At 74.1% G+C, this 26,613-nt stretch carries 28 protein-coding genes; 9 read left to right on the top strand and 19 right to left on the bottom strand.

Annotated features, from left to right (window positions below):
• Positions 1 to 56: 56 nt before the first annotated feature.
• The 9 genes from OG774_RS26295 to OG774_RS26255 all read right to left on the bottom strand — a co-directional run bounded on the left by OG774_RS26295 (position 57) and on the right by OG774_RS26255 (position 10,216).
• Positions 57 to 1,919: a GAF domain-containing protein gene (locus tag OG774_RS26295; RefSeq protein ID WP_328305281.1), complete on the bottom strand. Its 1,863-nt coding sequence runs from the start codon at positions 1,917 to 1,919 to the stop codon at positions 57 to 59.
• Between the two features lie 93 nt (positions 1,920 to 2,012).
• Positions 2,013 to 3,098, bottom strand: coding sequence for an LLM class flavin-dependent oxidoreductase (locus OG774_RS26290; RefSeq protein WP_328305280.1), 1,086 nt, complete (start codon positions 3,096 to 3,098; stop codon positions 2,013 to 2,015).
• Between the two features lie 32 nt (positions 3,099 to 3,130).
• The gene (locus OG774_RS26285) at positions 3,131 to 3,553 is read right to left on the bottom strand and encodes a nuclear transport factor 2 family protein (protein WP_328305279.1); all 423 of its coding nucleotides are present in this window, start codon (positions 3,551 to 3,553) and stop codon (positions 3,131 to 3,133) included.
• Between the two features lie 77 nt (positions 3,554 to 3,630).
• Complete coding sequence (locus tag OG774_RS26280) at positions 3,631 to 4,353, bottom strand: SDR family NAD(P)-dependent oxidoreductase (RefSeq protein WP_328305278.1); 723 nt, start codon at positions 4,351 to 4,353, stop codon at positions 3,631 to 3,633.
• Positions 4,353 to 5,171: an alpha/beta fold hydrolase gene (locus OG774_RS26275; RefSeq protein WP_328305277.1), complete on the bottom strand. Its 819-nt coding sequence runs from the start codon at positions 5,169 to 5,171 to the stop codon at positions 4,353 to 4,355. The genes OG774_RS26280 and OG774_RS26275 overlap by 1 nt, the downstream gene beginning before the upstream one ends.
• Before the next feature lie 37 nt (positions 5,172 to 5,208).
• Entirely contained in the window at positions 5,209 to 6,822 is a 1,614-nt protein-coding gene (locus OG774_RS26270; protein ID WP_328305276.1) for a long-chain-fatty-acid--CoA ligase, read from the bottom strand.
• Positions 6,819 to 7,847 (bottom strand): LLM class flavin-dependent oxidoreductase, encoded by a 1,029-nt coding sequence (locus OG774_RS26265; protein WP_328305275.1) that lies wholly within the window; start codon positions 7,845 to 7,847, stop codon positions 6,819 to 6,821. Before OG774_RS26265 ends, OG774_RS26270 begins: the two co-directional genes overlap by 4 nt.
• 66 nt (positions 7,848 to 7,913) lie before the next feature.
• The gene (locus tag OG774_RS26260) at positions 7,914 to 8,936 is read right to left on the bottom strand and encodes a phosphotransferase family protein (protein ID WP_328305274.1); all 1,023 of its coding nucleotides are present in this window, start codon (positions 8,934 to 8,936) and stop codon (positions 7,914 to 7,916) included.
• Entirely contained in the window at positions 8,933 to 10,216 is a 1,284-nt protein-coding gene (locus OG774_RS26255; protein WP_328305273.1) for an acyl-CoA dehydrogenase family protein, read from the bottom strand. Before OG774_RS26255 ends, OG774_RS26260 begins: the two co-directional genes overlap by 4 nt.
• Before the next feature lie 197 nt (positions 10,217 to 10,413).
• Between OG774_RS26255 and OG774_RS26250 the strand changes: the two genes are divergently transcribed.
• The 3 genes from OG774_RS26250 to OG774_RS26240 are packed head-to-tail and all read left to right on the top strand — an operon-like array spanning position 10,414 to position 13,306.
• Positions 10,414 to 11,421 (top strand): alpha/beta fold hydrolase, encoded by a 1,008-nt coding sequence (locus tag OG774_RS26250; protein ID WP_328305272.1) that lies wholly within the window; start codon positions 10,414 to 10,416, stop codon positions 11,419 to 11,421.
• A 32-nt stretch (positions 11,422 to 11,453) separates the two neighbouring features.
• Positions 11,454 to 11,903: a MarR family winged helix-turn-helix transcriptional regulator gene (locus OG774_RS26245; protein WP_328305271.1), complete on the top strand. Its 450-nt coding sequence runs from the start codon at positions 11,454 to 11,456 to the stop codon at positions 11,901 to 11,903.
• Positions 11,903 to 13,306: an MFS transporter gene (locus OG774_RS26240; RefSeq protein ID WP_328305270.1), complete on the top strand. Its 1,404-nt coding sequence runs from the start codon at positions 11,903 to 11,905 to the stop codon at positions 13,304 to 13,306. Before OG774_RS26245 ends, OG774_RS26240 begins: the two co-directional genes overlap by 1 nt.
• Positions 13,307 to 13,313: 7 nt before the next feature.
• On the opposite strand, the gene OG774_RS26235 is transcribed toward OG774_RS26240, so the two are convergent.
• Together OG774_RS26235 and OG774_RS26230 are read right to left on the bottom strand one after the other, a co-directional pair.
• Positions 13,314 to 14,576, bottom strand: a complete 1,263-nt coding sequence (locus tag OG774_RS26235; protein WP_328305269.1) for a hypothetical protein — start codon at positions 14,574 to 14,576, stop codon at positions 13,314 to 13,316.
• Positions 14,577 to 14,717: 141 nt separating this feature from the next.
• Positions 14,718 to 15,275, bottom strand: a complete 558-nt coding sequence (locus tag OG774_RS26230; RefSeq protein WP_328305268.1) for a bifunctional nuclease family protein — start codon at positions 15,273 to 15,275, stop codon at positions 14,718 to 14,720.
• An 83-nt stretch (positions 15,276 to 15,358) separates the two neighbouring features.
• Between OG774_RS26230 and OG774_RS26225 the strand changes: the two genes are divergently transcribed.
• From OG774_RS26225 to OG774_RS26215, 3 genes are read left to right on the top strand one after another with little or no spacing between them, the layout of a single operon-like run.
• The gene (locus tag OG774_RS26225) at positions 15,359 to 15,889 is read left to right on the top strand and encodes a 2Fe-2S iron-sulfur cluster-binding protein (protein ID WP_274194056.1); all 531 of its coding nucleotides are present in this window, start codon (positions 15,359 to 15,361) and stop codon (positions 15,887 to 15,889) included.
• On the top strand, positions 15,886 to 16,908 hold the full coding sequence (locus OG774_RS26220) for an FAD binding domain-containing protein (RefSeq protein ID WP_328305267.1): 1,023 nt from the start codon (positions 15,886 to 15,888) through the stop codon (positions 16,906 to 16,908). Before OG774_RS26225 ends, OG774_RS26220 begins: the two co-directional genes overlap by 4 nt.
• Entirely contained in the window at positions 16,905 to 19,007 is a 2,103-nt protein-coding gene (locus OG774_RS26215; RefSeq protein WP_328305266.1) for a xanthine dehydrogenase family protein molybdopterin-binding subunit, read from the top strand. Before OG774_RS26220 ends, OG774_RS26215 begins: the two co-directional genes overlap by 4 nt.
• A 52-nt stretch (positions 19,008 to 19,059) precedes the next feature.
• On the opposite strand, the gene OG774_RS26210 is transcribed toward OG774_RS26215, so the two are convergent.
• Positions 19,060 to 19,530, bottom strand: a complete 471-nt coding sequence (locus OG774_RS26210; RefSeq protein WP_328305265.1) for a hypothetical protein — start codon at positions 19,528 to 19,530, stop codon at positions 19,060 to 19,062.
• Positions 19,531 to 19,625: 95 nt separating this feature from the next.
• On the opposite strand from OG774_RS26210, the gene OG774_RS26205 reads away from it, so the two are divergent.
• The gene (locus OG774_RS26205) at positions 19,626 to 20,426 is read left to right on the top strand and encodes a class I SAM-dependent methyltransferase (RefSeq protein ID WP_328305264.1); all 801 of its coding nucleotides are present in this window, start codon (positions 19,626 to 19,628) and stop codon (positions 20,424 to 20,426) included.
• On the opposite strand, the gene OG774_RS26200 is transcribed toward OG774_RS26205, so the two are convergent.
• The 6 genes from OG774_RS26200 to OG774_RS26175 form a co-directional block, all read right to left on the bottom strand.
• Positions 20,393 to 21,241, bottom strand: a complete 849-nt coding sequence (locus OG774_RS26200; protein ID WP_328305263.1) for an oxidoreductase — start codon at positions 21,239 to 21,241, stop codon at positions 20,393 to 20,395. The genes OG774_RS26205 and OG774_RS26200 overlap by 34 nt on opposite strands.
• Positions 21,242 to 21,296: 55 nt before the next feature.
• Positions 21,297 to 21,569: a hypothetical protein gene (locus OG774_RS26195; RefSeq protein ID WP_328305262.1), complete on the bottom strand. Its 273-nt coding sequence runs from the start codon at positions 21,567 to 21,569 to the stop codon at positions 21,297 to 21,299.
• Between the two features lie 58 nt (positions 21,570 to 21,627).
• Positions 21,628 to 22,149 (bottom strand): hypothetical protein, encoded by a 522-nt coding sequence (locus OG774_RS26190; RefSeq protein WP_328305261.1) that lies wholly within the window; start codon positions 22,147 to 22,149, stop codon positions 21,628 to 21,630.
• A 63-nt stretch (positions 22,150 to 22,212) separates the two neighbouring features.
• Positions 22,213 to 22,383, bottom strand: a complete 171-nt coding sequence (locus OG774_RS26185; protein ID WP_328305260.1) for a hypothetical protein — start codon at positions 22,381 to 22,383, stop codon at positions 22,213 to 22,215.
• Between the two features lie 47 nt (positions 22,384 to 22,430).
• Positions 22,431 to 23,681 (bottom strand): formamidase, encoded by a 1,251-nt coding sequence (fmdA, locus tag OG774_RS26180; RefSeq protein WP_328305259.1) that lies wholly within the window; start codon positions 23,679 to 23,681, stop codon positions 22,431 to 22,433.
• A 61-nt stretch (positions 23,682 to 23,742) separates the two neighbouring features.
• Positions 23,743 to 24,810: a substrate-binding domain-containing protein gene (locus tag OG774_RS26175; RefSeq protein ID WP_328305258.1), complete on the bottom strand. Its 1,068-nt coding sequence runs from the start codon at positions 24,808 to 24,810 to the stop codon at positions 23,743 to 23,745.
• A 105-nt stretch (positions 24,811 to 24,915) separates the two neighbouring features.
• Here OG774_RS26175 and OG774_RS26170 point away from each other — a divergent pair, with 105 nt between their 5' ends.
• Both OG774_RS26170 and OG774_RS26165 read left to right on the top strand, forming a co-directional pair.
• Positions 24,916 to 25,335, top strand: a complete 420-nt coding sequence (locus tag OG774_RS26170) for a MarR family winged helix-turn-helix transcriptional regulator (protein ID WP_328305257.1) — start codon at positions 24,916 to 24,918, stop codon at positions 25,333 to 25,335.
• Between the two features lie 77 nt (positions 25,336 to 25,412).
• The gene (locus OG774_RS26165) at positions 25,413 to 26,162 is read left to right on the top strand and encodes a sulfite exporter TauE/SafE family protein (protein ID WP_328305256.1); all 750 of its coding nucleotides are present in this window, start codon (positions 25,413 to 25,415) and stop codon (positions 26,160 to 26,162) included.
• A 2-nt stretch (positions 26,163 to 26,164) separates the two neighbouring features.
• Here OG774_RS26165 and OG774_RS26160 read toward each other — a convergent pair whose 3' ends face one another.
• The gene (locus OG774_RS26160) at positions 26,165 to 26,455 is read right to left on the bottom strand and encodes a hypothetical protein (protein ID WP_328305255.1); all 291 of its coding nucleotides are present in this window, start codon (positions 26,453 to 26,455) and stop codon (positions 26,165 to 26,167) included.
• Between the last annotated feature and the right edge of the window lie 158 nt (positions 26,456 to 26,613).

Here is a 26,613-nt window from a genome sequence, read left to right as displayed (position 1 = left end):
CGCCCCCGCCCCGTCGACAGGGCCGCCCCGCCCCACGGTTGTCGACCGCCACAACCTCAGGCGGCGTCGCGGAACCACCCGGCGAGCTCGAGGATCTGGAAGGCCACGCGAGCGATGAGCAGCGTGTCCAGGGCCGCGGGGTCCTTGCCGGTGATCTCCCTGATGCGTCCGAGGCGGTAGCGCACGGTGTTCTCGTGGACGCCGAGGTCCGACGCCGCGCGCTGCACGCGCGCCTCGGCGGCCAGGAACGCCCGCCACGTCAGGAACAACGCCCCGTCGGCGCCGTCGTGGTCGCGCACCGGGCGCACCAGCTCGTCGGCGAAGCGCACGGCCTCCTTGACCCGCCCGCTGGACACCACCACGCGGAACAGGCCCAGCTCGTCGACCGTCACGACGCGGCGCGACCAGCCGAACGACCGCGCCAGATCCTCGATCTCGCGCAGCTCGCGGTGGGCGCGCGGGAACTCCTCGGGCTCGCGGCACACCGCCGAGACCACCCCGCCGAGGATGCGCACCCGCGGCACCAGGGCATCGGCGACCGCCGCGATGTGCGCGCGGACCTCATCCGGGGTCGATAGCCCGGTCCCGCTCCCGATGGGCACGAGCAGCACGACCGCTCCGGGCAGCGTGGTCGCCGGGGGCTCGTCGGTGCCCAGGCGCCGGGCGAGGTCGTCGACGACCAGGCGGCGGGCGACCGACGCGTGCGGGTGGCCCTCCCCGCTCTCCACCGTGAGGCGTACGAGGACGTGCGGCTCGGTGAGGTCGACCCCGAACGGCAGGCCCCGACGCGCGAGCTGAGTGACGTCGCGGTGGTTGTTGAGCAGGTCGGAGAGGAAGTCGTCGCGGGCCTGACCCTCGGCCTCGATCTGCCGCCGCTCGGAGAGCACCTGCAGCGCGAGGACGGTGGCCCCGCGTTCGGCGAGCTTGGTATCGAGGTCACCGAGCGCGCGCCCGGCCTCGACCACGGCGAGGTAACCGCTGGGGCGGCCCTCCACGATCAGCCGGCAGATGACGTGACGGCGGCCCAGCCCGGTCAGCGACGAGGGCTCGAGCACCGTGCTGGGCCGCGCCGCGGAGAGCTCGCCGAGCGCCGTGCGCAGCGCCGGGCGGTCGCGGGCGCGCTCGCCGACGACCGGCGGGCTCGCGCGCAACGCGCTCGGCGCGGTCCAGGTCAGCACGGCGAAGTCCTCGTCGAGCAGCGCGACCGGGGCGCGTGCGAGGTCGCTCAGCAGCTCGACGACGGCGCGGATGTCGGCCCCCTCGAGGACCGCGCCGGTGAGCTTGGCGTGCACGTCGGCGAGGAACTCGAGCATGCGCTTCTGCCGGTCGAGCTCCTCGGCCTGCGCCGCGAGCCGCGACGCCTGCAGTGCCTGGCGGATGACGAGCGCCGCGAGGCCCCCGAACAGTTCGCCGAGGGAGATCTCGTCGTCGGTGTAGGTGTGGTCGCGGGCGACGTTGTCGACGAAGATCAGCCCGATGACGTCGCCGTCGAACACCAGCGGCACGCCGAGCATCGCCCGCACTCCCCAGTGCTCCATCGTGCGCCGGTGCGGCCGGGGGTCGTTGGCGACGTCGGTGATCAGGACCGGGGCGGCGCTGCGGATGACCTCGCGGCTGAAAGCGTCGCCCGGGATGCCGGCTTCCTGGGCCTGCACCGCCGCGCTGATGTTGCCGTCGTCGCCGCACCAGCCGGCGGCGCCGCGGAAGCGGCCGTCGGCCTGGCGCAGGTAGACCGAGCAGCGTCGGACACCGAGCAGGAGGCACAGCTTCTGCCCGACCAGGGCGAGCAGGTCCTCGAGCCGGGTGGCCGTGATGGCCTCGGTGGTGATGTCGGCAAAGGCGGCGATGACCCCGCGTTCGCGCGGGCCGGACCCGCCGTCGACAGCAGGGTCCGGGCGCGCGACGGCGAGACCACCCATCCCGGTACCGCCTCCCCGTCGACGCGTCCGCAGGCCGAGTGTGCCCTGCGGGACGCGTCGAACGGGAGGGGTCACGCCCACGTCAGATGACGGTCAGACCGCCGCCGGGGTCTTCGTGCGCATCTTGTGCAGTTCGGGCACCACCTTCTCGCCGAACAGCTTCATGCTCGCGTGCACCTTGTCGTAGGGCAGACCCGCGTAGGAGAAGGCGAGGTTGGCCATGAAGTCGCCGACGGCGTCGCGGCGCTCCTCGTAACGGCCGATGATCTGCTCGGGCGTGCCGTGGACGTTGGCGTCGACGTACGCGGTCGCCGCGGTCTCCATGCCGGCCTCGCGGATCATGTCCGCACCGACCTGGTACGCCTCGTAGCCCGGGGTCTCCCGCCAGTGCGAGCCGGCGAAGTCGTAGTGCTTGATCACCGACAGGAAGTACCGCGAGATGTACTCGTGGGCGACCGCCTTCGCCTCGTCGGGGTCCTCGTGGCAGTACGTGAAGTCCTGCAGCAGCGGCGGGCCGGGCTCCGTGCCGTGGTGCTCGCGGTGCAGGCCCCGCCAGCGGTCGATCGCCTGCGCGTGGGTACCGATGTCGTACTGCATGAACGTCATCATCTGCACGGGCAGCGTCGCGATCGCCGGGATCGAGTCGGGCGACATCGCCACGCCGAACAGGCGCCCGTCCAGCGAGCGGCTCGGTCCGGGCCTGACGGCGGTCCGCGGCTGGTGGTAGTGGGTCCCGTCGTGCTCGACGATGCCTTCCTCCAGCCCCTTGATGATCATCGGGGCGGCCTCGTCGAAGCGTCCGCGGGCCTCGCCCATGTCGACCCGGAAGGCCTCGTACTCCATCTTGGCCAGTCCGCGGCCCATCCCGAACAGCACGCGGCCGTTGGACAGGTGATCGAGCATGATCACCTTCTCGATCACCCGCAACGGGTCGTTCCACGGCAGGATCACCGCGCCGGTGCCGAGCTTGATCCGCTCGGTGCGCCCGGCCAGGTACGACATGATCTGCAGGTTGTCCGGGCACATCGAGTAGTCGTCGAAGTGGTGCTCGGCCGACCACACCGAGTCGAACCCGTACTGCTCGGCGAGCACCCCGAGCTCGGCGTCGCCGCGGAACACCTCTTCGTCGGTCTTGTCGGAGAACCAGTTCTGGAAGACGAGCAGGACGCCGACGTCCATGGAAGTACCTCCTGATGGGGAAGAAGGGCTGGTCAGCCCAGGAAGACTGCGCGGGTGTGCTCGGTGTCGAGGTACTCCTTGACGCGGCGGATCCGCCCGTCGGAGAGCTCGAAGACGAAGTGGTAGAGGTTGTTGTAGACGCGGCCGTTGGTCATCTCGGCGTACGACTCGGTCTCCGCCGCGACCCGATCGCCCTCGGCGGTCAGGGCCTTCGGCGTCAGGGCGATCGCGCCCGCGGTCGTCAGGGTCGAGAGGCCGCCGAGCATCTCGCCGAAGGCCGCCTTGTCCTTCTCTCCCGAGATGCCCTCGATCGCGCCCGCCACCCACCAGGTGGCGTCGTCGGTGAGGAAGCCGAGGATCGCGTCGACGTCGCCGCGGGAGAACACCTCCATGAACTCGGTGACGACGGCCTTGTTGGCCTCTTCCTCGGTGCGGGCGGCAGCCTCGGTGCTCATGGGGCGGACGTTAGGAACGATGGTCGGGCGACGGAACGTCACGGCCTCGTCACCGTTGGAGGTCCGCACAAGTCTGCTCATCCGGTCCCGCCGAACGTCGCCATCAACCCGCCGTCGACGGGCACGACGGCGCCGGTCATGTAGCTCGCGCCGGCCACCGCCACGACGACGTCCGCGATCTCCTCGGCGGTGCCGGTCCGGCCGGCGGGGATCGCGGCCACGATCCGGTTGCGGGCCGACGGCGAGAGCCCCGCGGTCATCGCGGTGTCGACGAATCCCGGGACGACGAGATTGACCCGCACCCCCGTCGGCGCCAGCTCGACGGCCAGTGACCGGGTCAGGCCCGCGAGGCCCGCCTTCGCCGCGGCGTAGGCGCTGTCGCCGGGGAAGCCGCGGAAGCCGACGACCGCCCCCACGTTGACGATCGCGGCGCCCTCGGCGAGGTGGGGCACGGCGGCGCGGCACACCTCGTAGGCGCCGGTGAGATTCGTTGCCAGGACCTCGTCCCACCGTTGCCGCGCCAGCTCGGTGATGCGCCCGCCGCGATGCACCCCGGCGCAGTTGACGACGACGTGGACGCCGCCGAGGTGCTCGCGCGCTCGGGCGAGCGCGGCGTCGACCGCCGCTCCGTCCGTGACATCGGTCGGGATCTCCAGGACCTCGTCCGACGCGTAGGGCTCATCGGCCGGGGCGCGGGCGAGGACGGCGACGGCTCCGCCCGCCTTCGCGACGTGGTCGACGACCGCGCGACCGATGCCCCTGGTGCCCCCCGTGACCAGCCACCCCGAGCGCACGATCACTAGCCCGTCTGGTCGCCCGTGGAAGACAGGAAGGTCCGTAGCTCGGCGAGGTAGGCGTCGCGCTCCTCGAGGTGCGGGGCGTGGCCGCTGGCGTCGAACGGGACCAGCCGCGCGTCGGGGTAGAGACCGACCGCGGCCTCGGCCCCGGAGAACGCGACGAAGCCGTCGTTGCGGCCGTGCAGGATCAGGACCGGCACCTCGAGCGTGCCGATCGTCTTGCGCTGGTCGAGGGACGCGAGGTCGCGGATGGAGTCATCGCCGCGCGGGCCCATCTCGAGGAACATCCCCCACATCCAGTCGACGAGGTCGCTGCTCACCGGCACCGCGCACACCGCCTGGGCCACGCCCTTGAACGTCGTCGCGCGGTCGGAGGCGGCGCCCGCGAGCACCGCCTCGACGTCGTCGGGGGTGCCGCCGTGCGGCCAGTCCGACGCCGAGGTGTAGCGCGGGGTCGCACCGCCGGTGAGGACGAGCCCGCCCGCGGCCGAGCCCAGCCGGGCGACGGCGTCGACCGCCACCGCACCGCCGAGCGACCATCCGTTGACCACGGGGCGCTGCAGCCCGAGGTGCTCGCACAGGCGCGCCACGTCGGCGCCCATCGCGGCGATCGAGACGTCGGCGAAGTCCTTGTCGGAGCGCCCGCACGCGCGCAGGTCGAGCAGGACGACCTCGTGCCCGTCCGCGCGCAGGACCGGCGCCACCGTGTCCCACGACCGCGCCGTCACCCCCCACCCGTGCACCAGCACCACCGGCTGGCGCGCGCCGGCGTGGTGCTCGAAGTAGATCCGCCGACCGTTCTCGACCTCGAGGTGTCCCACGTCGTCCTCCTGCTGCTGGTCGTGTGCTCGCTGGAACCTAGGAAGGGTTCGCGGGCACCCGGGAGCCGCCGGCGTCCGCGACGTTGTGGGTTCCTCCAAGCCGTTCGCGCAGCCCGCGCTTGTCGACCTTCCCGACACTGGTGCGGGGCAGGGCGTCGACGACCTCGACGCGGTCGGGGCGCCACCACCGCGGCACCCGACCCTCGAGCGCCGCGAGCACCGCGTCCGGGTCGACGCCGCCCGGGGTGTCGGGGTCCGGCACCACGACGGCGACCGGCCGCTCCTGCCACCGCTCGTGCGGCACGGCGACCACGGCCACGTCGGCGACGCCCGGTGCCTCGAGCAGGGCCGCCTCGAGTGCCAGCGAGCTGATCCACTCCCCGCCGCTCTTGATGAGGTCCTTGGTGCGGTCGACCACGCGCAGGCGCCCCTCGGGGTCGATCGTCGCGACGTCGCCCGTGCGCAGCCAGCCGTCGACGAACGCCTCGGGGCGCTCGCCGCGGTAGTAGCCGGTCGCGACCCACGGCCCGCGCAGCAGCAGCTCCCCGCGCGCGACGCCGTCGTGCGGGACCACCGCGCCGTCCTCGTCGACCAGACGCCATTCCAGGCCGGGCAGCAGGCGCCCCTGGGTCCGGACCGCGTCGTAGCGCTCGTCCGGGGTCATGCCGGGCTCGGGGCTCGAGAACGTCGCCATCGGTGAGGTCTCGGTCATCCCCCAGCCCTGGAAGGCGGGGACGCCGAGGTCCTCCTCGATCGCCCGGATCAGCTCGCGGCTCGGGGTGGAGCCGCCGAGCACCAGCGCGCGCAGGCTGCGCAGGTCGGCGCCGGTGCGCCGTGCGTGCGCGACGAGGTCGACCGCGAGTGTCGGGACCATGCCGAGGTAGGTCGCGCGCTCCCGTTCGATGATCGTCACCACGTCGGCGACCCGTGGCTGCGGGCCCGGCAGGATCTGGTCGGCGCCCGCCATCAGCGCGGCGAACGGGACGCCCCAGGCGTTGGCGTGGAACATCGCGACGAGGTGCACGACCCGGTCGCGGCGACTGATCGCGTGTCCGTCGGCGAGCCCCGCGGCCACGGTGTGCAGGTAGAGCGCCTTGTGCGAGTAGCCGACGCCCTTGGGCGCGCCGGTGGTGCCGGTCGTGTAGCAGAGGGCGGCGAGGTCGTCCTCCTCGCGCGGCGGCGGGCCGTCGAGGGGGTCACCGCCGGCGACGAGGTCCTCGTACCGCATCTCCCCCGGCTCCGGGTCGCCGTCGAGGACCACGACGCCCATGCCCGGGCGCGCTGTGCGGGCGGGCGCGGCGGCGGGGCGGAGTGCGGCGTCGAGGAACAGCAGGGAGTCCTCGGCGTGCCCGACGACGTAGGCGATCTCGTCGGGGCCCAGGCGCAGGTTCACCGTGTGCAGCACCGCTCCGGCCAGGGGCACGGCGAGGTAGAGCTCGAGGTGGCGGTGGTGGTTGCCCGCGAGCGTCGCGACCCTGTCCCCGGGGCGGACGCCGAGCGCTCGGAGTGCGCCGGCGAGGCGACGCACCCGCGCGTCGTACTCGCGGTAGGTGCTGCGGCGCACGCAGGTGCCCTCGACGTAGTCGACGATCTCCCGGTCCGGCGCGTGGTCGCGGACGCGGTCGAGGAACGCGGTGACGAGCAGGCTCACGCCTGGGCCACCGGTGTCGCCAGCCGCTGCCGCACCGCCGGCGCCACCCGGGTCGCCAGCAGCTCGACGCGCCGCGACCCGTGGTCGACCGACTCGCCGGGCAGCTGCGCCCAGAAGTGCACGTCGCGAATCTGCGGGCGGGCGGTGAGCAGCGCGGTGAGCTCGTCGACGGCCGTCGCGGGGTCCCAGAGCGTGAAAGCGCCGGCGGCCACGATCTGGTCCGGGTCGGCGAAGCGCGGCGTCGCGTCCGGCGGTCCGAAGGCACCCCAGGCGATGTAGGTGTTGAGCTGGTCGAGTACCAGCGGTCCGATCTCGGCCCACTCGCGCTCCGGGTCCTCGGCGATCAGGGCCCACTGGCCCGCGTAGATGCGGCCCTGTTCGCGGGGCGTGCCCTGGCGCTCCAGCGCGTCGAGGTACATGTCGTGGTGGTGGTTCTGCGTCGAGAGGAAGCCGTCACCGATGCGCGCGACGCGCTCGATCGCCGGCTCGGCCATGGCCCCGACCAGCAGTTGCGGGGTCTGCTCGGGCACCGGCGTCACCGGCAGGCCCGGGAAGCGGTAGCGCTTGCCCTCGTAGGGCTCCGCCGAGCCCGACCAGGCCCGGCGGATGATCTCGACGCCCTCGGTGAGCAGGCTGGGGCGGTTCTTGATGTTCTTGCCGAACGCGGCGAACTCGCGCTCCCAGTAGCCCTGGCCGACCCCGAGGTCGAAACGGCCGCCGGTCAGCAGCGAGACGGTGGCGGCGTCCTCGGCGAGCCGGATCGGGTCGTGCAGCGGCGAGACGATGAGGTTCGTCCCCACCCGCATGCGCCGGGTCCGCTCCCCGATCGCGGCCGCCAGGGTGAACGGCGAGGGCGTGTACCCGTCGTCGCAGAAGTGGTGCTCGGTGAGCCAGACCGAGTCGAGCCCGAGCTCCTCGGCCCAGGCGATCTGATCGAGCACCTCGCGGTAGAACGTGCTGAATGCCCGGTCGGGGACCGGGTTGCGGAAGTCGTACCAGAGCCCGAACGCCACCTCGTGGTCCATGCCCCGATGCTGACCGGACCGCCGCCCCGGGGGGACCATCGCGGCCGCGTCGCGTTGTGGACCTCTCTAAGAGCCCGTGATGGCCCATGCCTCCTCGAGCAGGGTGGGGACGTCGTGCCCGAGGGCCGCGGCGTACGGGGTGTCGAGGTCGCCGGCGAGGTGCTGGGACCAGGCGGCCTCGACGATCGCGGCGAGCTTGAAGAGCGCGAGCACGCGGTAGTACGCGACGTCGCCGACCGGGCGGCCGACCCGCGCCTCGTAGCGCGTCACCAGGTGCTCGACCGGAGGCGCACCGGGAGTGCGGGAGACCGCTTGCAGGGCTGGCATCGCGGGGCTCTCCACCGGACGCGGGCCCCAGAACGCGAGGAGGAGCCCGAGGTCGAGCAGCGGATCGCCGATGGTGGCCATCTCCCAGTCGATCACCGCGAGCAGGCGGGGCGAGGCGCGGTCGAACAGGCAGTTGTCGACGTGGAAGTCGCCGTGCACGAGGCCGGGCCGGAAGCTCGCCGGACGCCGGCGCTCCAGCCAGGCGGCGAGGTCGTCCATCCGCGGCAGCGGGCGGCGCGCGATCCGCTCCCACTGCCCGTACCACCGCCGCACCTGGCGCTCGAGGAACCCGTCGGGGCGTCCGAACCCGTCGAGGCCCACCTCGTCCCACGCCACCCGGTGCACGGCGGCGAGAGCGTCGACGACCTCATCGGCGAGGGCCACGACACCGTCCGACGGCCAGGTGTCGGGCAGCGTGTCAGTGATCGACACGGCGTCGGCGAGGTGCTCCATGACGAGGAACGGGCCACCAGGGACGTCCGGGTCCTCACAGCACGCGGCGGGTCGCGGGGCGGGCGCGCCGGCGACGGCGAGCGCGGTGAGCACCCGGTGCTCGCGGCCGACGTCGTGCGCGGACGCCGACAGGGCGTGCGGCGGCGGACGGCGCAGCACCCACGAGGCGCCCGCCGCGTCGCTCAACAGGCAGGTCTCGTTGGAGTTCCCGCCGGTGAGGCGCTCGAGACGCCAGGGCCCGGCGCCGTCGAGGTGCTCGTCGAGCCACGCCGCGAGACCGGCGGGCACGGCGAGGGTCGCGGTGGTCACGAGACCGTCTCCAGCGGGTGCTCCAGGACCTCGGTGAAGCGGGCCAGGGCAGCCGCGCGTCGGGTGGGGACGTGCTCGGACGGGATCGGGGTCGGCGTGTAGTCGCGTAGGAGACGCCGGGCGACGCTCACCCGGTGCACCTCGTCCGGGCCGTCGTAGATCCGCGCGGCCCGCGCCCAGCGGTACATCTGCTCGAGCGGCATGTCGGTGGTGAACCCCAGCGAGCCGTGGATCTGCACCGCGCGGTCGAGCACGTCGTGCAGCACCGTCGCCCCGTGGTACTTGATCATGGCGATCTCGGTGCGGGCGGCCGGCGCGCCGACCTGGTCGATGCGCCACGCGGTCTGCAGGGTGAGCAGGCGGGCGGCCTCGATCGCCGCCGCGCTGTCGGCCACCCAGTTCTGCACCGTCTGCTTGTCGGCCAGCGGGCCGCCGTGCACCGCGATCGACACCGCCCGCTCGGCGAGCATGTCGAACGCCCGCCGGCACACCCCGATCCACCGCATGCAGTGATGGATCCGACCGGGCCCGAGTCGGCGCTGGGCGAGGGTGAACGCCTCCCCACGGCCGCCGAGGAGGTTCTCCGCGGGGACCCGCACGCCGTCGTAGTCGACCTCGCCGTGCGCCCACACGGGGTTCTCGCCGCCGGGGTCGTTCATCAGGCCCAGGTCGCGCACGCGGATGCCCGGTGCGTCGCCCGGGACGAGCAGCATCGACATGCGGTGGTGCGCGTCGGCCTCGGGCTCGGTGACGGCGAGGACGATGTGCAGGTCGCCCCGCGAGGCGTTGCCCACCATCCACTTCCGACCCGTGAGCACCCACTCGTCCCCGTCGCGCTCCGCGCGGGTGGTGAACTGGCGTGGATCGGAGCCTGTGCCCTGCTCGGTCATCGCGAATGCCGAGAGGATCCGCCCGTCGAGCAGCGGGTCGAGCCAGCGCCGCTTCTGCTCCTCGGTGCCGGCGAGCGCGATGAGCTCGGCGTTGCCGGAGTCGGGGGCCTGGCAGCCGAAGACGAACGGCGCGAGCTCACTGCGACCGAGGACCTCGTGGAGCAGGCCGAGCTTGAGCTGGCCGAAGCCCCGTCCCCCGAGCTCCGGGTCGAGATGCGCCGCCCACAGGCCGCGTTCCTTCACGCGCTCCTGCAGGGGCGCGGCGAGCCGGCGGAAGGCCCCGTGGTCGAGGTCGAGCACCTCGAGCGGGTAGATCTCCTCCTCCAGGAAGCGGCGCGCCCAGTCGAGCTCGGCCGCGAACTCCGGCTCGGTCGAGAAGTCCCAGGCCATCCCTCTCCCCTCGTCATGTCGCCCGCCGGACGGTAGGGAGCCCCGCGCGCCCTCGCGAGACGGTCTCGGCCGGCCTTTGGAGTTCCGTCCAAACGCCGGCCGGAGAAGGCTCCGGGCTTGACGCGGCTCACGCACCGATCGCGGGTCCGTCGACCCCCGCCCGGGCATCCTGGAGGGAGCCTCGAGGGGAGGTCCGAGTGACCGACGACTCGACAGCAGTCAACCGCCGCACGCTGCGGCGATACGCCACCCTGCACGGCGACCACGTCTCCTTCTGGGACTCCGGTCCCGCGCACGACGTCGACGAGCGCGACGGCGAGCTCGTCCTGCTGATCCACGGCATCGCCGGCTCGGCGCACACCTGGAGCCCGCTGCTGGCCCAGATGGCGCGGCGCCGCGACCGCCGTCGCTACATCGCGCCGGACCTGCTGGGCCACGGATCGTCGTCGGCGCCCTGGGCGGACTACTCGCTCGGCGGCTACGCGACCGGCCTGCGCGACCTGCTCGTCTCGTTGGGCTACGAGCGCGCGACGATCGTCGGCCACTCCCTCGGCGGCGGGGTGGCCCAGCAGTTCGCCTTCCAGTTCCCCCAGCACACGAGCCGTCTCGTGCTCATCGACTCCGGCGGGCTGGGCCGCGAGGTCAGCCCGGCCCTGCGCGCGGCGACGCTGCCGGCCGCCGAGTGGGTGCTGCCCGTCATCGCGGGCACCGGCGTGGTGTCGGCCGCGCGCAGGATCGCCGGGGTGGCGGGACGGCTCCCCCGGCAGCTCGCCCGCATCTCTCCGTCGTCGTGGGAGGCCGGCCGCGCGTACGCGTCGCTCGCCGACCCCGTCCACCGCCGCGCCTTCGTGCACACCGCGCGCAGCGTCATCGACGGCGGCGGCCAGCGGGTACGCGCCACCTCGCGTCTCGACCTCGCCGCGGACCTGCCCCTGCTCATCGCCTGGGGCACCGCCGACACGCTGATCCCCGTCGACCACGGCCGCCGGGCCCACGAGCTGGTGCCCGACAGCGAGCTCGCCCTCTTCGAGGGGGCGGGCCACTTCCCGCACGCCGACCAGCCCGAGGCCTTCGCCGAGCGCCTGCTGCGCTTCCTCGCCGAGCACCCGCCCGTCGCGCTCGACAGCGCGGCGTTCGCCGACCGGATCGCCGGACACGCGGACCTGGACAGCGATCGACAGGACGAACTGAACAGTTCACGTTGAACAGTTGAGACTGTCGATCTAACCTGGGGCCCGTGGCGGAGACGGGTGAGCTGAGCACGTCGGCGGTGCGGGCGGCGCACGAGGTGCGGGTCGCGGTGGGGCGGCTGCGGCGTCGGCTGCGTGAGTCGCGCGACCCCGACGAGCTCACGCCGACGCAGACGTCGCTGCTGAGCCGCCTGGACCGCGAGGGCCCGCGCACGGCCAGCGAGCTCGCGGCCGCCGAGGGGGTGCGTCCGCAGTCGGTGGCGGTGTCGGTGGGCGCGCTCGCCGAGCGCGGCCTGGTGGAGCGCCGGCCCGACCCCGACGACGGGCGCCGGCAGACGATCTCGGTCGCCCCCGCCGGCCGGGCGCTGCTCGACAGCACCCGCGCCGCGGGCGAGGAGTGGCTGGCGCGCACGCTCCACGAACAGCTCACCGAGGACGAGCGCGCCACGGTCATCGCCGCCATGGGCCTGCTCGACCGGGTGGTGACCGCCCGCTGATGACGACAACGACCCTCCACCAGCTGCGTCCCGGTTCGGATCCAGCCCCCGACCACTTCGACCGCCGGCTCGTCGCCCCCATGGTGCTCGGGGCGATCCTCAACCCGATCAACTCGTCGATGATCGCGGTCGCGCTCATCCCCATCGGTGCGGCACTCGGGGCGGCGCCGGCGCAGACGGCCTGGCTGGTCTCCGGGCTCTACCTCGCGACGGCGATCGGCCAGCCCGTGGTCGGGCGCCTCGTCGACCTCTACGGCGCGCGACGGCTCTTCCTCGCCGGCGCGGTGCTCATCGGCGCCGGCGGCCTCGTCGGCGCACTGGCCCCGTCGATCGGCGTGCTCGTGCTCTCCCGGGTCCTGCTCGGGTTGGGGACCTGCGCGGGCTATCCGGCCGCGATGACGCTGATCCGCGGCGAGGCCGACCGCACCGGGCAGGACAGCCCGGCGACCATCCTGACGGTGCTCGCGGTGTCGACCCAGACCGTCGCGGTGATCGGGCCGACGCTCGGCGGATTCCTCATCGGCGTCGGCGGCTGGCGGGCGACGTTCACGGTCAACGTCCCGCTCGCCGTGGGCTGCCTTGTCCTGGGCGCGCTCTACCTGCCACGACGTGCTCCGGACGGGGTGCGGCGCCTCGGCGACGCGTTCCGCGCGATCGACCCGCTCGGCATCGTCCTGTTCGTCGCCACGCTCGTCACGCTGCTGGTGTTCCTGACGCACCTGCGCGCCGACCTGTGGTGGCTGCCCGTGCTCAGCGTCGCCGCGGGCGCCGGGCTGACGTGGTGGGAGCTGCGCGCGCCGGCCCCGTTCCTCGACCTGCGCCTGCTCGGCGGCAACCTCCCGCTGCTCGCCACCTACGCCCGGTCGCTGCTCGCGGCGGTCACGTCGTACGCCCTGCTCTACGGCTTCACGCAGTGGCTCGAGGAGGGGCGCGGGCTCTCCCCGCAGATCGCGGGACTCGTGCTGCTGCCGGTGTTCGCCGCCGGGATCGTGGTCTCGTCGATCACCGGACGGTCGCCGCGGATCCGCGGCAAGCTGCTGGTCGGGGCGCTCGCGCAGGTGGCGCTGGCCGTCGTCCTGCTGTTCGTCGACGCGCAGAGCGCCCTGTGGTTCCTGCTCGCCGTCGCCGTGCTCGCCGGCATCCCGCAGGGCCTGAACAACCTCGCCAACCAGACCGCCGTCTACCACCAGGCCGACCCGGCGCGCCTCGGCTCGTCGGCCGGCCTCATGCGGACGTTCTTCTACCTCGGCGCCATCACGGCGTCGGCGACCAACGGCATCGTCTTCCGCGACGGCGCCGGCACCGCGGGGATGCACGAGCTCGCACTCGTCATGCTCGCCGCCTCCGTGCTGTTCGCCGTCCTGACGGTCGCCGACCGTTCCCTGTGTCGCGTGGCCGCCTGAGCCGCCCTCAGGCCCGCGCGACCTCGCGCATCTGGATCAGCCGGACGCGGGGCGGCGGGGTCTGGGCCTCCGAGGAGCTGTCCGCCGACGTGCGGGCTTCGGGGACGTCGACGACGCCGTCGCGCCGCGACTCGATGGCCAGGATCCTCCGGTGGGCGCGGCCCACGAGGTCGCCCTCGGCGCGGTCGAGGGCCGCGGTCAGCCAGTTGATCGCGCCGCGGTCCCAGCGGCCGGGCTCGGGGGTGTGCGCGGCCGAGCGCTCCCCGAGCGTGACGCCGAGCCGGTAGAGGGCCTCGGGCTCGAGGTCGTCGGGCGCGACCTGCGTGGCCAGCCACAGCGCGACCTGGTCGTCGCCCCGGGCCAGCGCGACCCGCGCGGTGCGGGCGCGTTCCACCGGGCCGAGGCGGCCCCAGAGGTCGCGGGCCAGCTCCTCGGGCACGGCCCAGCCCGCCGCGTCGCGGTCGGCGAGGTGGGAGAAGAGACGGTCGGGGCTGAGGTGCACGCGCCCGTCGCGGCGGCTCGCGCGCAGCAGCCGCATCCCGCTGTGATCGGCCCGGACGAGGTCGCGGGCCACCCGTCGCAGCTCCTCGGGCTCCGGCGCGGGCACGCCCAGCGCCGCGAGGTGCACCGGCGCGACCTCGGCGAGCAGCTGCGGCGTCAGCGGGGCCGGAACGTGGAGACGCTCCCAGTCCACTGCGGTGCGCAGCAGGGCGAGCGGCAGGAGCGACGACCACCCGACCGGATCGAGGATGGCGCGCGCCCTCAGCACCGGACGCACCTGCTCCCCCGCCGGCGTCCCGTCCGCGGGCATCGTCACCAGTGCCGCGTCGAGCAGCGCGCGGGTGGGACCGGCGACGAAGGCGTCGAGGGATGTCCGCCGGGCGGTGAGCACCAGCCGGACGTCGGTGGACAGCCGTCCGACGACGTCGGGGACGACCTGGTCGAGCAGCGCGGGCGGCGCGTCGTCGGCGAGGACGACCACCGGCCCGGAACGCGCGGCCGTCTCCGCGGCCGACGTCAGCGCCCGCGCGAGGTCGACGGTGTGCGGGTCGGCGATCGCCAGGAGCCGGGTGTCCCCGAGCATCCGGCGCAGTCCTCGATGCACGGCCCGGGACGTCCCCGCGAGCCGGTCGCCGGTGACCACCACGAGCGGGCGGTCCGCGCCGAGGACGTTCTCGAGACGGTCGTCGGCCGCGCGCGCCACGTACGGCGCCGTCGCCTCGGCGTCGTGCACCCCGACGAGCTCCGGGCCCACGTCCACCATCCGCATCGCGCCGTCCCCGAAGGGTGATCCCGATCGGTGCGTCCGCCCCCATGTCACGCACGGAGTGTCACGTGGATCGTCGCGACACGCCAGAAGGATGTACGTGCCTCACCCGGGGGCGGGTGCTAGGACTCCGGGCGGCGCCGCCTACTCCTCGTCGGCCTTGAAGTCGTCTGGCGTGGCCTCGGCGAGCGCGCGACGCAACCGTTCCACCTCGTCCTCGACGTCGGGGGACGTCGCGCCAGGGATCGGGTTCGCCTCGTCGGGCTCGTCCTCGGTGCCGCCGACCGTCGCCACGGCGCTCGCGGGCAGGGCGGCCTCGTCGAGGACCGCCTCGGACACCTCGATCGGGCAGCCCTGGTGCACGGCGAGCGTCACCGCGTCGCTGGCGCGCGCCGACACAACGCGGGTGCCGCCGTCGGACGTCGTGAGATCCAGCTCGGCGTGGAACTGCCCCTCGACCAGCTCGGTGAGCCGCACCCGCACGAGCTGGGCGCCGAACGCCTCGACCGCGTCGAGCAGCAGCCGGTGCGTCAGCGGTCGCGGCAGGGTGGCCGCGACCTCGGCGGCCGCGAGGGCCGTGGCCTCGGGCGCGCCGATCCAGATCGCGAGGTAGCGGCGCGCACCGCCCTGCTCGCGCAGCAGGAGCACGGGGTCCTCGCTGCCCTGTTCCTGGCCCACCCCGGCGATCTCGACCTCTGCCATGTCTCCATCGTGCGCCGAGCAGCCGGTCCCGTCGACCGGTGCCCCGTGCGGGTGGCCCTGCGGACACGGGGTACCTGTCCCGAGTGCACGCCGATCTCTCCCTGACCGTCGACGGGCGGCGCCACGAGCTCACCGTCGACACCCGCACCACCGTGCTCGACGCCCTGCGCGAGCACCTCGACATCACCAGCGCGAAGAAGGGCTGCGACCACGGTCAGTGCGGTGCCTGCACCGTGCTCCTCGACGGCCGCCGGACCCTGTCCTGCCTGTCGCTCGCGGTCGCCCACGACGGCTCCGAGGTCACCACCGCGGACGGGCTCGGCGCCGACGGCGAGCTGCACCCGCTGCAGGAGGCCTTCCTCGCCCACGACGCCTACCAGTGCGGGTACTGCACGCCGGGCCAGATCTGCTCCGCCGTCGGCATGCTCGAGGAGGCCGCCGCCGGCCACCCGAGCGTGGTCACCCCTGATCTCTCCGCCGACCTCACGGCCGGGGTCGACCTCGACCGCACCGAGATCGCCGAGCGCATGAGCGGCAACCTCTGCCGCTGCGGCGCCTACGCGCACATCGTCGACGCGGTCGACGAGGTCGCCCACCGGGAGGTGGCCCGATGAAGCCCTTCGCCTACGAGCGGCCCGACGACGCCCAGGGTGCCGTCGCCACCGTCTCCGCCGATCCCGGCGCCGCGTTCCTCGCCGGCGGCACCAATCTCGTCGACCACCTGCGGCTCGGCCTCGTCACGCCGAGCACGTTGGTCGACGTCACCGGCCTGACCTCGACGGAGATCACCGACGCTCCCGGCGGCGGCCTGTCCATCGGCGCCGGGGTGCGCAACGCCGACCTCGCCGCCGACGAGCGTGTCCGCGCCCGCTACCCGGTGCTCGCGCAGGCCCTGCTCGCCGGCGCGTCCGGCCAGCTGCGCAACATGGCCACGACGGGCGGCAACCTGCTGCAGCGCACGCGGTGCGTCTACTTCCAGGACCTCACGACGCCGTGCAACAAGCGCGAGCCCGGTTCGGGGTGCTCGGCGCTGGAGGGCTGGGCGCGCCACCACGCAGTGCTGGGCGCGACCCACGAGCCCGCCGACGTCGCCTGCGTCGCCACCCACCCGTCGGACATGGCCGTCGCCCTGGCCGTGCTCGACGCGCAGGTCCGCGTGCTGGGCGCCGAGGGCGAGCGCTCGATCCCGCTCTCCGCGCTGCACCGGCTCCCGGGGGGCGAGCCGTCGCGCGACACCGTCCTCGCCCACGGCGAGCTCATCACCGCCGTCGACCTGCCGGCCTCGCCGATCGCGGCGCGCTCGTCGTACTACAAGGTGCGCGACCGCGCGTCGTTCGCCTTCGCCCTGGTGTCCGTGGCGGCGGCGATCGAGGTCGTCGGCGACACGATCACCGACGCCCGCCTCGCCCTCGGCGGCGTCGCCCACAAGCCCTGGCGGGCGACCGCGGCCGAGGAGGCCCTCGTCGGCGCTCCCGCCACCGACGACACCTTCCGCGCCGCGGCACGCGCCGAGCTCGTCGACGCACGGCCCGTGGAGAGCCCGCGCGGCGGCACCGCGTTCAAGCTGCCGCTCGTGACCGCCGCCGTCACCGCCGCGCTGCGCGGGCTGACCGGAAGGGAGGACCGAGCATGACCGTCACCCCGCACGCGATCGGCACGGCGATGCCGCGTCCCGAGGGCCCGGAGAAGGTCCGTGGGCGCGCCCCGTACGCCTTCGAGCACCCGGCGTCCGAGCCGCTGTACCTCTTCCCGGTGCAGGCGGCGATCCCCCGCGGACGGGTCACCGCGATCGACACGTCCGCCGCGGACGCGCTCGACGGCGTCGTCCTCGTGCTGACCCCGGAGACCGCGCCGCGCCTGTCCGACGCGATCGACCCCGACCACGGGGTGCTGCAGTCGACGCAGGTGCACCAGCACGGGCAGTACGTCGCCGCCGTGGTGGCCACGACGTCGGAGACGGCGCGCGAGGCCGCCGAGCTGGTGCGTGTGACGTACGAGCAGGAGCCGCACGTCGCCGCGCTCGACGAGGACTCCCCCGAGCTCTACGGTCCCGACACGCTCATCACCGGCGCCCCCGCCGACGACACCCGCGGCGACCCCGACGCGGCGCTCGCGCAGGCCGCGGTGACGGTGCGCGCGACGTACCGGACGCCGATGGAGCACCACCAGCCGATGGAGCCGCACACGACGGTCGCCGTCTGGGAGGGCGGCCGGCTCGTCGTGCACGAGGCGACCCAGGCCGTCAGCTGGACCCGGCAGGCGCTCGCGGGGGCGTTCGGGCTCGCCGAGGACGACGTGGACGTCGTCGCCCCGCACGTCGGCGGCGGGTTCGGGTCCAAGGGCGGCACGCACCCCAACACCGTGCTGACGGCGCTCGTCGCGCGGGCGGTCCCGGGCCGGACGGTGAAGTACGCGCTGACGCGCCAGCAGATGTTCGACCTCGTCGGGCACCGGCCCGCGACGATCCAGCACGTCGCGCTCGGTGCCGACGCCGACGGCCGGCTCACCGCGATCACCCACGACGTCGTCGAGCAGAGCTCACGCATCCAGGAGTTCGTCGAGCCCACGGCGGCGTTCAGCCGCGGGATGTACGAGGCCGACACGCGGCGCACGACCCACCGCGTCGCGCCCCTCGACGTCGGCGTCCCGACCTACATGCGCGCCCCCGGCGAGGCCCCGGGCAGCTTCGGCGCCGAGTGCGCGATGGACGAGCTCGCCGCCGCCCTGGGCATTGACCCGATCGAGCTGCGCGTGCGCAACGAGCCCGAGGTCGACCCCGAGGAGGGCCTGCCGTACTCCAGCCGCAACCTCGTGGCCTGCCTGCGCCGGGGCGCCGAGCTCGTCGGCTGGGAGCGCCGTGACCCGACGCCGCGGTCACGTCTCGTCGACGGCTGGTGGCACGGCACCGGGGTGGCCGCGGCGTCGTTCCCCGTCGTGCGGTTCCCCGGCTCCGAGGCGCGGGTCCGGGCAGCCAGGAACGGGGCAGCTGGGAACGGGGCGGGGCTGCCGCGCTACGTGGTCGAGATCGCCGCGTCCGACATCGGACAGGGCGCGTGGGCGGCGCTCACCGCGATCGCCGCGGACGCCCTCGACGTGCCCGTCGAGCGGATCGACCTCGCGATCGGCGACACCGCGTTCGGCTCCGCGTCGCCCGCGGGCGGCTCCAGCGGCACCACGTCCTGGGGCGCGGCGATCACCGAGGCCGCGGAGCGCTTCCGCGACAAGTACGGCGACGACCCGGACGACGGCGACGCGGCCGACGCCACCACCCCGGACAACCCGTGGGCGGGCGAGTACGCGATGCACGCCTACGGCGCGCACTTCGCCGAGGTCGCCGTGCACGCCGACACCGGCGAGATCCGCGTGCCGCGGATGCTCGGCGTCTTCGCCGCGGGCCGCATCGTCAACCCGCTGACGGCGCGCTCGCAGTTCCTCGGCGGCATGACCATGGGGCTCTCCGCGGCCCTGCACGAGGAGAGCGTGCTCGACGACCGGTTCGGCCACGTCGTGAACCGCGACCTCGCCGGCTACCACATCGCGACCTGCGCGGACGTCGGTCGCATGGACGTCGAGTGGGTCGACGAGGACGACCCCTACGTCAACCCGATGGGGTCCAAGGGCATCGGGGAGATCGGCATCGTCGGCGCCGCCGCCGCGATCGCCAACGCGGCCCACCACGCCACCGGCGTGCGCGTGCGTTCGCTGCCGATCACCCTCGACGCGTTCCTCTGACCGGCCCACCCCACGTGCGTGATGCCGTGCACCGTGCCCTACCGGCTGATGATCAGCGGGCAGCGGCGAGACCTGTCGCGAGGCGTGTCACCGCGACCCGGGTCTCGCCGACGGCGGCCACGCACGTCGCGGGGTCGGCCGGGGCGACGCCGGCGGGGCACCCCGCGCGGAGGAAGTGCTCGTGGCCGGTCTCCACCGCGGCGGCCGGGTCGGTGATCTCGCGGTCGTCAGGTCGGGCGCCCGCCGCCGCGTTCGCGACGTTGCGGACCTCCTCCTCCCAGCGACCGCACACCGGCCACTGCCGCAGGAGGTCGCGCGAGGTGTAGCAGGGGTCCTGCTGGATGAGGCCGAGCTTGGTGCGCGCCGCCTCGAGCGAGGTGTTCGGCCGCGCGGCCGGTGCCGAGGTGCCCTGCGCGTACTCGCTGGAGCAGCCGCCGAGGACCCCGCCGAGGACCCCGCCGAGGACCAGGAACGCCAGCGCCGTCGTCACCGCGGCCCGTGCTGCCCGCCCCGTCGCCGTCACCGCCTCACGGTGTCACGCGCGGCCCGTTCCGGCGCGCCAAGTCGTCACCACCCCGGCCTCCCGGGCCGGACGAGGCAGGAGGCACGCTCGACGACGTGGGTGCCGGGGTCGTCGTCACGACGAGCAAGTCGCCGTCGGACGCGGTGTGCGCCGAGGCCCGGCGCCTCGCCGACGCCTGGGGGTTGCCCGTGGTCGACCGCAACCGGCGCTCGGTGGCGACGGCGCGCGGGGACGCCGCGACCGCGCTGGTGTGCACCGCGGAGGGCTGGGTCGCCGAGTCCGCGCGCGGGCGCCTGACGTTCCACCAGGGCACGGCGGCCAAGCGCCTGCGGGCGCTGCGTCACGGCGACACCGACCCGCTGATCCGCGCCGGCGAGCTCCGCCCCGGCGACCGCGTGCTCGACGCGACGCTCGGCCTCGGCCGCGACGCGCTCGTCGCCGCCTGGGCCGTCGGACCCGACGGCGCGGTGCTCGGCGTCGAGGCCGACCTCGTCCTCGCCGTCCTCGCCACCGAGGGGTTCGCCGGCGCCATCCCCCGGCCCGGCTCGGCCCCGGTGCAGGTCCGCCACGGCGACTCCCGGCCGGTGCTCGCGGACCTGGCCGCGCGCGGCGAGCACGTCGACGTCGTCCTGCTCGACCCGATGTTCACCGACCCGCGCGCCTCCGACCACGGCTTCACCCTCGCCCGCGACCACACCGTCGGCACCCCGCTGACCCCGGAGTGGGTCGCGCTGGCGCGCGCCGTCGCGCGGCGGTGGGTGGTCGTCACCGCGGAGCGGAAGCGGCCGTGGTTCCCCGACGCCGGCCTCGTCCGCCTCGAGGGGACGCGGTCGGGTCGGTGGTTCCGTGCGGGACCGTGTCCTCAGGACACGGTCTCCGCCGGGAAGTCCGTGTGACGCCCCAGCTCCTCGACGGCGTCGAGCTCGGCGAGGCGGGCGTTCAGGGTCGCGCGGATGGAGTCGAACGCCGACGGCCCGAGCGGCAGGCGCAGGGGCGGGTCGTCGAGCTCGGTGACGTCCAGGACGGCCCGGGCGGCGCGCTCGGGGTCGCCGGGCTGGGTGCCGTGGAGCGCGGCGAACCGGGCGCGCGACTCGTCGAGGATCGCGGCGTAGGCCTCCATCGGCTCCGCGCGTGCCGGTGAGCGGCCCGCGAAGTCGGTGCGGAACGGGCCCGGCTCGATCATCGTGACCTTGATGCCCAGCGGCGCGACCTCCACCGCGAGGCCCTCGGACGCCCCCTCGAGCGCGAACTTCGAACCCGAGTACGCCGATCCCCCGAGCGCCGAGCGCACGCCCGCGAGCGACGACATCTGGATCACGTGACCCGACCCCTGAGCGCGCATGACCGGCAGCACCGCCCGCGTGACGGCGAGCGCGCCGAACACGTTGACCTCGAACTGGTCGCGGATCTGCTGCTCGGTGAACTCCTCGAACGCCCCGCGGCTGCCGTAGCCCGCGTTGTTGACGACGACGTCGATGCGCCCGAACGCGGCCACCGTCAGGTCGACCGCCGCCCGCACGGCCGCCGGGTCGGTGACGTCCAGCGGGGCGGTGCGCACCCGCTCCGGGTCGAGGGTGACGAGATCGTCGACGTCCTCGACCCGCCGGGCGGTGGCGACCACGCGGTGACCGCGCGCCAGCGCCTCCCGGGCGATCGCGCGCCCGAACCCGCTGCTCGTCCCGGTGATCAGCCAGACCTGCGCCGACGACATCGCCGTCCCCTCCCGATGCTCGGTGACGCCCCGAATCTAGGCCGCATCCAGCCGCTCAGCTCCGGCGCGTGGGCGCGGCCGGGGGCGTCCACTGCGGCGCACCCCGGTACGGGGCCTGCGCGGGACGCTCCCGACGCCGCGAGGGCCAGGCGATCACGACCGCCATCGCGAGCATGACGACGGACAGCAGGTCGGCCGTGGTGACGCCGTGCCGCCGGCTCAGCTCGAGCAGCACCTCGCCCTCGACGGGCTTGTTGATCAGCACCCAGATCGCCGCGGCGACCACGAGCAGGGCCGCCAGCATGAGACGCCGCGCCGAGAACACCATGCAGAGAAGACGTCCACGGGCCGCACATCGTTCCCCCGCCGGCCACCGATGTGACCCGTCAGTGCTCCAGCACCACCCGGAGGACGAGGACGAAGAACCCCAGCAGGCCCGCGGCGACCGCCCCGACGAGCGCGCCCGGCAGGCCCCGCCTCGCCCGCCACCCGCCGACGCCACCGAGCACGACGAGGTACGCCAGCCCGAGCCAGCAGACGAGGTCGACGGCGTCCTCGGGGTCGTAGAGCCCGCTCACCGCGCCGACCACGACGACGAGCAGCGGGACGACGGCGAGCACCAGGTACTGCGCCGCGTGCCCCGTGAGGTGCCGGAGCTCCGCGCGGGTCGGCGGGGCCGACTGCCGCGCGACACGGGCGAGCACCGACGCGAACAGGTGCGCGGCGAACGTCGCCAGCAGCGGGCCCAGGATCACCTGCGCGGCCTCGGCGAAGTCCTCGATGCCGTCGTCCAGCGCGACGACCAGGACGGTCATCAGCACGACCGTCCCGTAGACGCCGGGCTCGACGTCCAGGCGCAGCGGCCCCCAGCGCACGAGGTGGGTGTCGACGGCCTCGGTGTCGGTCACGCGCGGCAGTCTCCCCGCTGATCCCCGGCCGGACGCTCGGAAGCGCCCGACCGGGTGAGCGGATCAGTCGTCGTCCTCCTGCTCGGGCTGGCCGGGCACCTGCTGGCCCGGCACCTGCTGGCTGGGCGCGTCGTCCTCGGGCTCCTCGGTCTCGGTGCAGGCGGACGCACCGCCGACCACCGCGAACGCGAGCAGGACGGCGGCGGCGCCGCGACGGACGGACATTCCAGGCATACCGCGCACCCTAGGCGCGGCCCGACGGCGGCGCTGTGAAGCCCCGGCTAGCTCGCCGTGGCGCACTGTCCCCGGTCGACGAGTGTCGGGCCGTCGCCCGTGGGGCGGATGTCGACGTCGAAGATGCCGGTGGGCAGGTAGAGCGAGCAGCAGGCGTTGGGGATGTCGACGATGCCGCTGATGCGGCCCTCGATCGGCGCCGCGCACAGGATCAGGTAGGCCTGCTCGCCGGTGTAGCCGAACTGCTTGAGGTACTCGATGGCGTTGAGGCAGGCGCGCTTGTAGGCGACCGTCGCGTTCATGTAGTGCTGGTCGCCCGCCTCGTCGACCGAGATGCCGATGAAGGAGACGAACTCGCTGTAGCGCGGCTCGTGGCGGCCCGGCTGGAAGATAGGCGTGTCCGTCTTGTACTTGTTCACCCCGTCCTTGATGAGGTCGACGTGCACGTCGACGTAGCCGCCCATCTCCATGGCCCCGCAGAAGCTGATCTCGCCGTCGCCCTGGGCGAAGTGCAGGTCGCCGATGGAGAACTTCGCGCCCGGCACGTAGACGGGGTAGAAGACGCGGGAGCCGATCGAGAGGTTCTTGATGTCGACGTTGCCGCCGTGCTCGCGCGGGGGCACGGTGCGCGCGGCCTCCTGGGCGGCCCGCTCCACGTCCGACGAGCTCATCGTCCCGAGCAGCGCGTGGTTCGGCAGCGGCGGCAGCGCCAGCGGCGGCACCCGGTCCGGATTCGTGTCGATCAGCGCCTGCTCGCGGCGGTTCCACCGGGCGAGCAGGTCGGCGTCCGGCGCGCACCCCGCGAGCCCGGCGTGGACGTTGGACGCGATCCGGACCCCGGGCAGGTGCCGCGAGGTGGCGTACATGCCCTGGAAGTCCCAGATGACCTTGCCCGCGCGCGGGAAGTGGTCGGTGAGGAAGCCGCCGCCGTTGCTGATGTCGAAGATGCCGGTGTAGCCCCAGCCCTCGCCGGGCTCGTCGCCCACCGACGCCGCGCCGGCGCGCGCGGGGCCGAGGTCGAGGTAGTCGACGACGAGCAGGTCGCCGGGCTCGGCGCCCTCGACGTGGATCGGGCCGGAGAGCATGTGGTTGTGGTCGAGGACCATGTCGCGGATGTCGTTGGCCGAGTCGTCGTTGCGGACCTGACCGTCGGTCCAGTCCTTGCACTCGATCCGGAACACGTCGCCGGGCCGGACCGAGGAGGCGGCGGGGATGTCCGGGTGCCACCGGTTGTGCCCCGGGACCTCCTGGTCGCGCATCGACTTGGACTGGTCCACGCGGAACACGGTCTCGGGCATGAGCACTCCGATCGTCGCCAAGCGAAAAGTTCTCACATGAGAGTACTTCCGGCCGGTGACGTCAAGGGGCGACGGCCGGGAGGGCCGTGAGCACGTCGAAGTCGACACCGTCCGCGACGGCGAGGTGCACGGGCTGGCGTGCCTGGCGCCCGCGGAACTCGACGGTGCCGCGCGGCCCCTCGTAGGCCGTCCCGTCGACGGCGGCGTCCCACGCCTCGAGGCGGTCGGTGGCCGCGCGGTGCGCGATCGCGGCGAGGGTGTGCAGCCCCTCGTAGCAGCTCTCGGCGGCGCTCGAGAGGGCCGGCGCCTCGGGACCGTGCTTGCGCAGGTAGCCGCCGAGCAGGTCGAGCGCGCCGGCCGTCGCCATCGAGCGGAAGTAGGACGAGGCGACGAAGAGGTTCCCCGTCGCGTCCGCGCCGCTCGCCAGGAGCATGTTCTCCTCCATCAGCGGGCTGAAGCGCACGAGGCGGTCGTCGAGCCCGCGCCGGGCGAACTCGCGGTTGACGTCGACGGCGTCCTGCCCGACGAGCAGCATCAGCACCCCGTCGCACGGTGCGCGCTCCACGCGGTCCACGAGCCGCTCGACGTCCATGGCCCCGAGCGCGACGAAGGCCTCGCCGACGATGTCGAGGTCGAGCTCGTGGGCGAAGCCGCGGACGGCGCGGGCCGAGAGGTGCGGCCACACGTAGTCGTCGCCGACGACGAACCACCGACGCACGCCGAGCTCGTCGCGCATCCACCGCAGCGCGGGCGCGATCTGCACCTCCGGGGTCTCACCGCTGCAGAAGACCCCGCGCCGCGACTCCCCGCCCTCGTAGAGCGACGGGTAGGCGTAGGGCACCCGCCCGGCCAGCACGGGCACGAGGGCCTCGCGCACCGACGAGATGTGCCAGCCGCTGACCGCGTGGACGGCGCCGGCGTCGACGCGCCGCCGGACGTCGGCGGCCACCTGGTCCGGCCGGTCGCCGCCGTCCACGATCTCCGCCACGACCTCGCGGCCGAGGATGCCGCCGTGCGCGTTCACCTCGTCGACCGCGAGCTCGATGACCGCCTCGCAGGAGGGGGCGAACAGGCCCGCCGGACCCCGCAACGGCACGACCATCGCGACGCGCCACTCGTCGTGCGGCATCAGGCCCCCGGAGGTGGAGGGACGGCAGGACCGGCCAGAGCCCTTATGGTCACACCATCTGGGAATTTCTCAACAGCCCGCGATGACGCGGCGGAGGTGGGCCGGATGGCGCAGGAGGACGACTCGCTGACCGTGGCGCTCGTCCACGCCCTCGACGAGGTCACGCGGCGCGTCGAGGAGATCACCACCGGCGAGGGACTCTCCCTCGACCAGTGGCTCGTGCTGCACCGTGTCGCCGTGGCGGGCGACCAGGCCATGCGCGACCTGGTGGCCGGGACGCGTCTCAACGACTCGACGCTCACCCGCGTCGTCGACCGGCTGGCGGCCCTGGGCCTGGTCTTCCGCGAGGCCGACCCGACCGACCGCCGGCGGGTGCGCGTCGCGATCAGCACCCGTGGGCGGACCGCGCACGAGCGCCTCGCCCCGGCCGTCGAGGACGCCGAACGCCGCCTGCTCTCCGACCACGACTCCCCGTCGCTGATCGCCTCGCTGACCCGCCTGGCGCGCCCGCTCGCCGGGACCTGACCGACGGGCACACGACGCTCGGCCGCGCCGGTCCGCCCCGCCCCGCGGCGGGCGCGACACGGACCTAGGGTCCCGGCGTGACGCTCTGGCACGCCGTGCTCATCGCCGTCGCCGGCGTGTGGGCGGGGACGATCAACACGGTCGTCGGGTCCGGGACGCTCGTGACGTTCCCGGTCCTCGTCGCCATGGGCTATCCGCCCGTCACGGCGACGACGTCGAACGCGATCGGCCTGGTCCCGGGCAGCATCACCGGCGCGTACGGCTACCGCGGCGAGATCGTCGGGGCCCGGCGACAGCTGATCCTGTGGTCGGTGATGTCGGCGCTCGGGGCGGTCGGCGGCACGGCCCTGCTGCTCTCGCTGCCCGAGGACGCGTTCGAGACGATCGTGCCGTTCCTCGTCGGGCTCGCGCTGCTGCTCGTCGTGCTCCAGCCGCTGCTGACCCGGCGCCTCAAGGAGAAGCCCGCCGCCACCCGCCGCACCTGGCCCCTCTACCCGCTGATCTTCCTCGTCGGCGTCTACGGCGGGTACTTCACGGCGGCCCAGGGGATCCTGCTCGTCGGCGTCATGGGGCTGATGCTCACCGAGCCGCTGCAGCGCCTGAACGGCTACAAGAACGTGCTCGCGGCCGTGGTCAACGTCGTCGCGGGCGCCGTCTACGCCGTCGTCGCCCCGATCAGCTGGCCCGTCGTCGCGATCCTCGCGGTGAGCTCGACGATCGGGGGCCTGCTCGGCGCGAGGATCGGCCGGCGCCTGTCCCCCACCGTCCTGCGCGCCGTGATCGTCGTCGTCGGGCTCGTGGCGATCGTGCGGCTGGTGCTCGAGTAGCGCTACGGCGACGGCCGGCGGCGCTCGGCCGCCCGGGCCTCGTCGTGGGCGCCGGACCGGGGGGCGGGGAGGTCGCCGGGCTCCTGGGCCACGTCTCCGTCCGGCTCCCCGTCCCCCTCCCCGTCCTCCGACGGCACCGTCAACGGGTCCGGCGCCCGCCGGTGGCGTTCGGGGAGCACGTCGAGGACGGAGACGCAGTTCGCGCGGATGAGGCGGGCGACGACGAGTGCCATGAGCCCCGAGACGACGACCCAGCAGGCCACCCCGACCAGCACCCACCCCAGCACCGACATGGCGACCCCCGCCCGCCCGGGGCCGGCAGGAACACCGCCCCCACCTGATCACTGTTCGTGATCGGTGAGCCGAGGATAGGCCGTCCGGGCACCCGTCGGAGTGAGGGACTGTCACGATGCTGCGACGAAGTGCGATCTCCCGGCTCCGGCATTTCACA

This window comes from Actinomycetospora sp. NBC_00405 (genome assembly GCF_036044095.1).
Classification (GTDB): Bacteria; Actinomycetota; Actinomycetes; order Mycobacteriales; family Pseudonocardiaceae; genus Actinomycetospora; species Actinomycetospora callitridis.
Note: the sequence above shows the minus strand (reverse complement) of the source record. Positions and strands in the feature narration are given on the sequence as shown.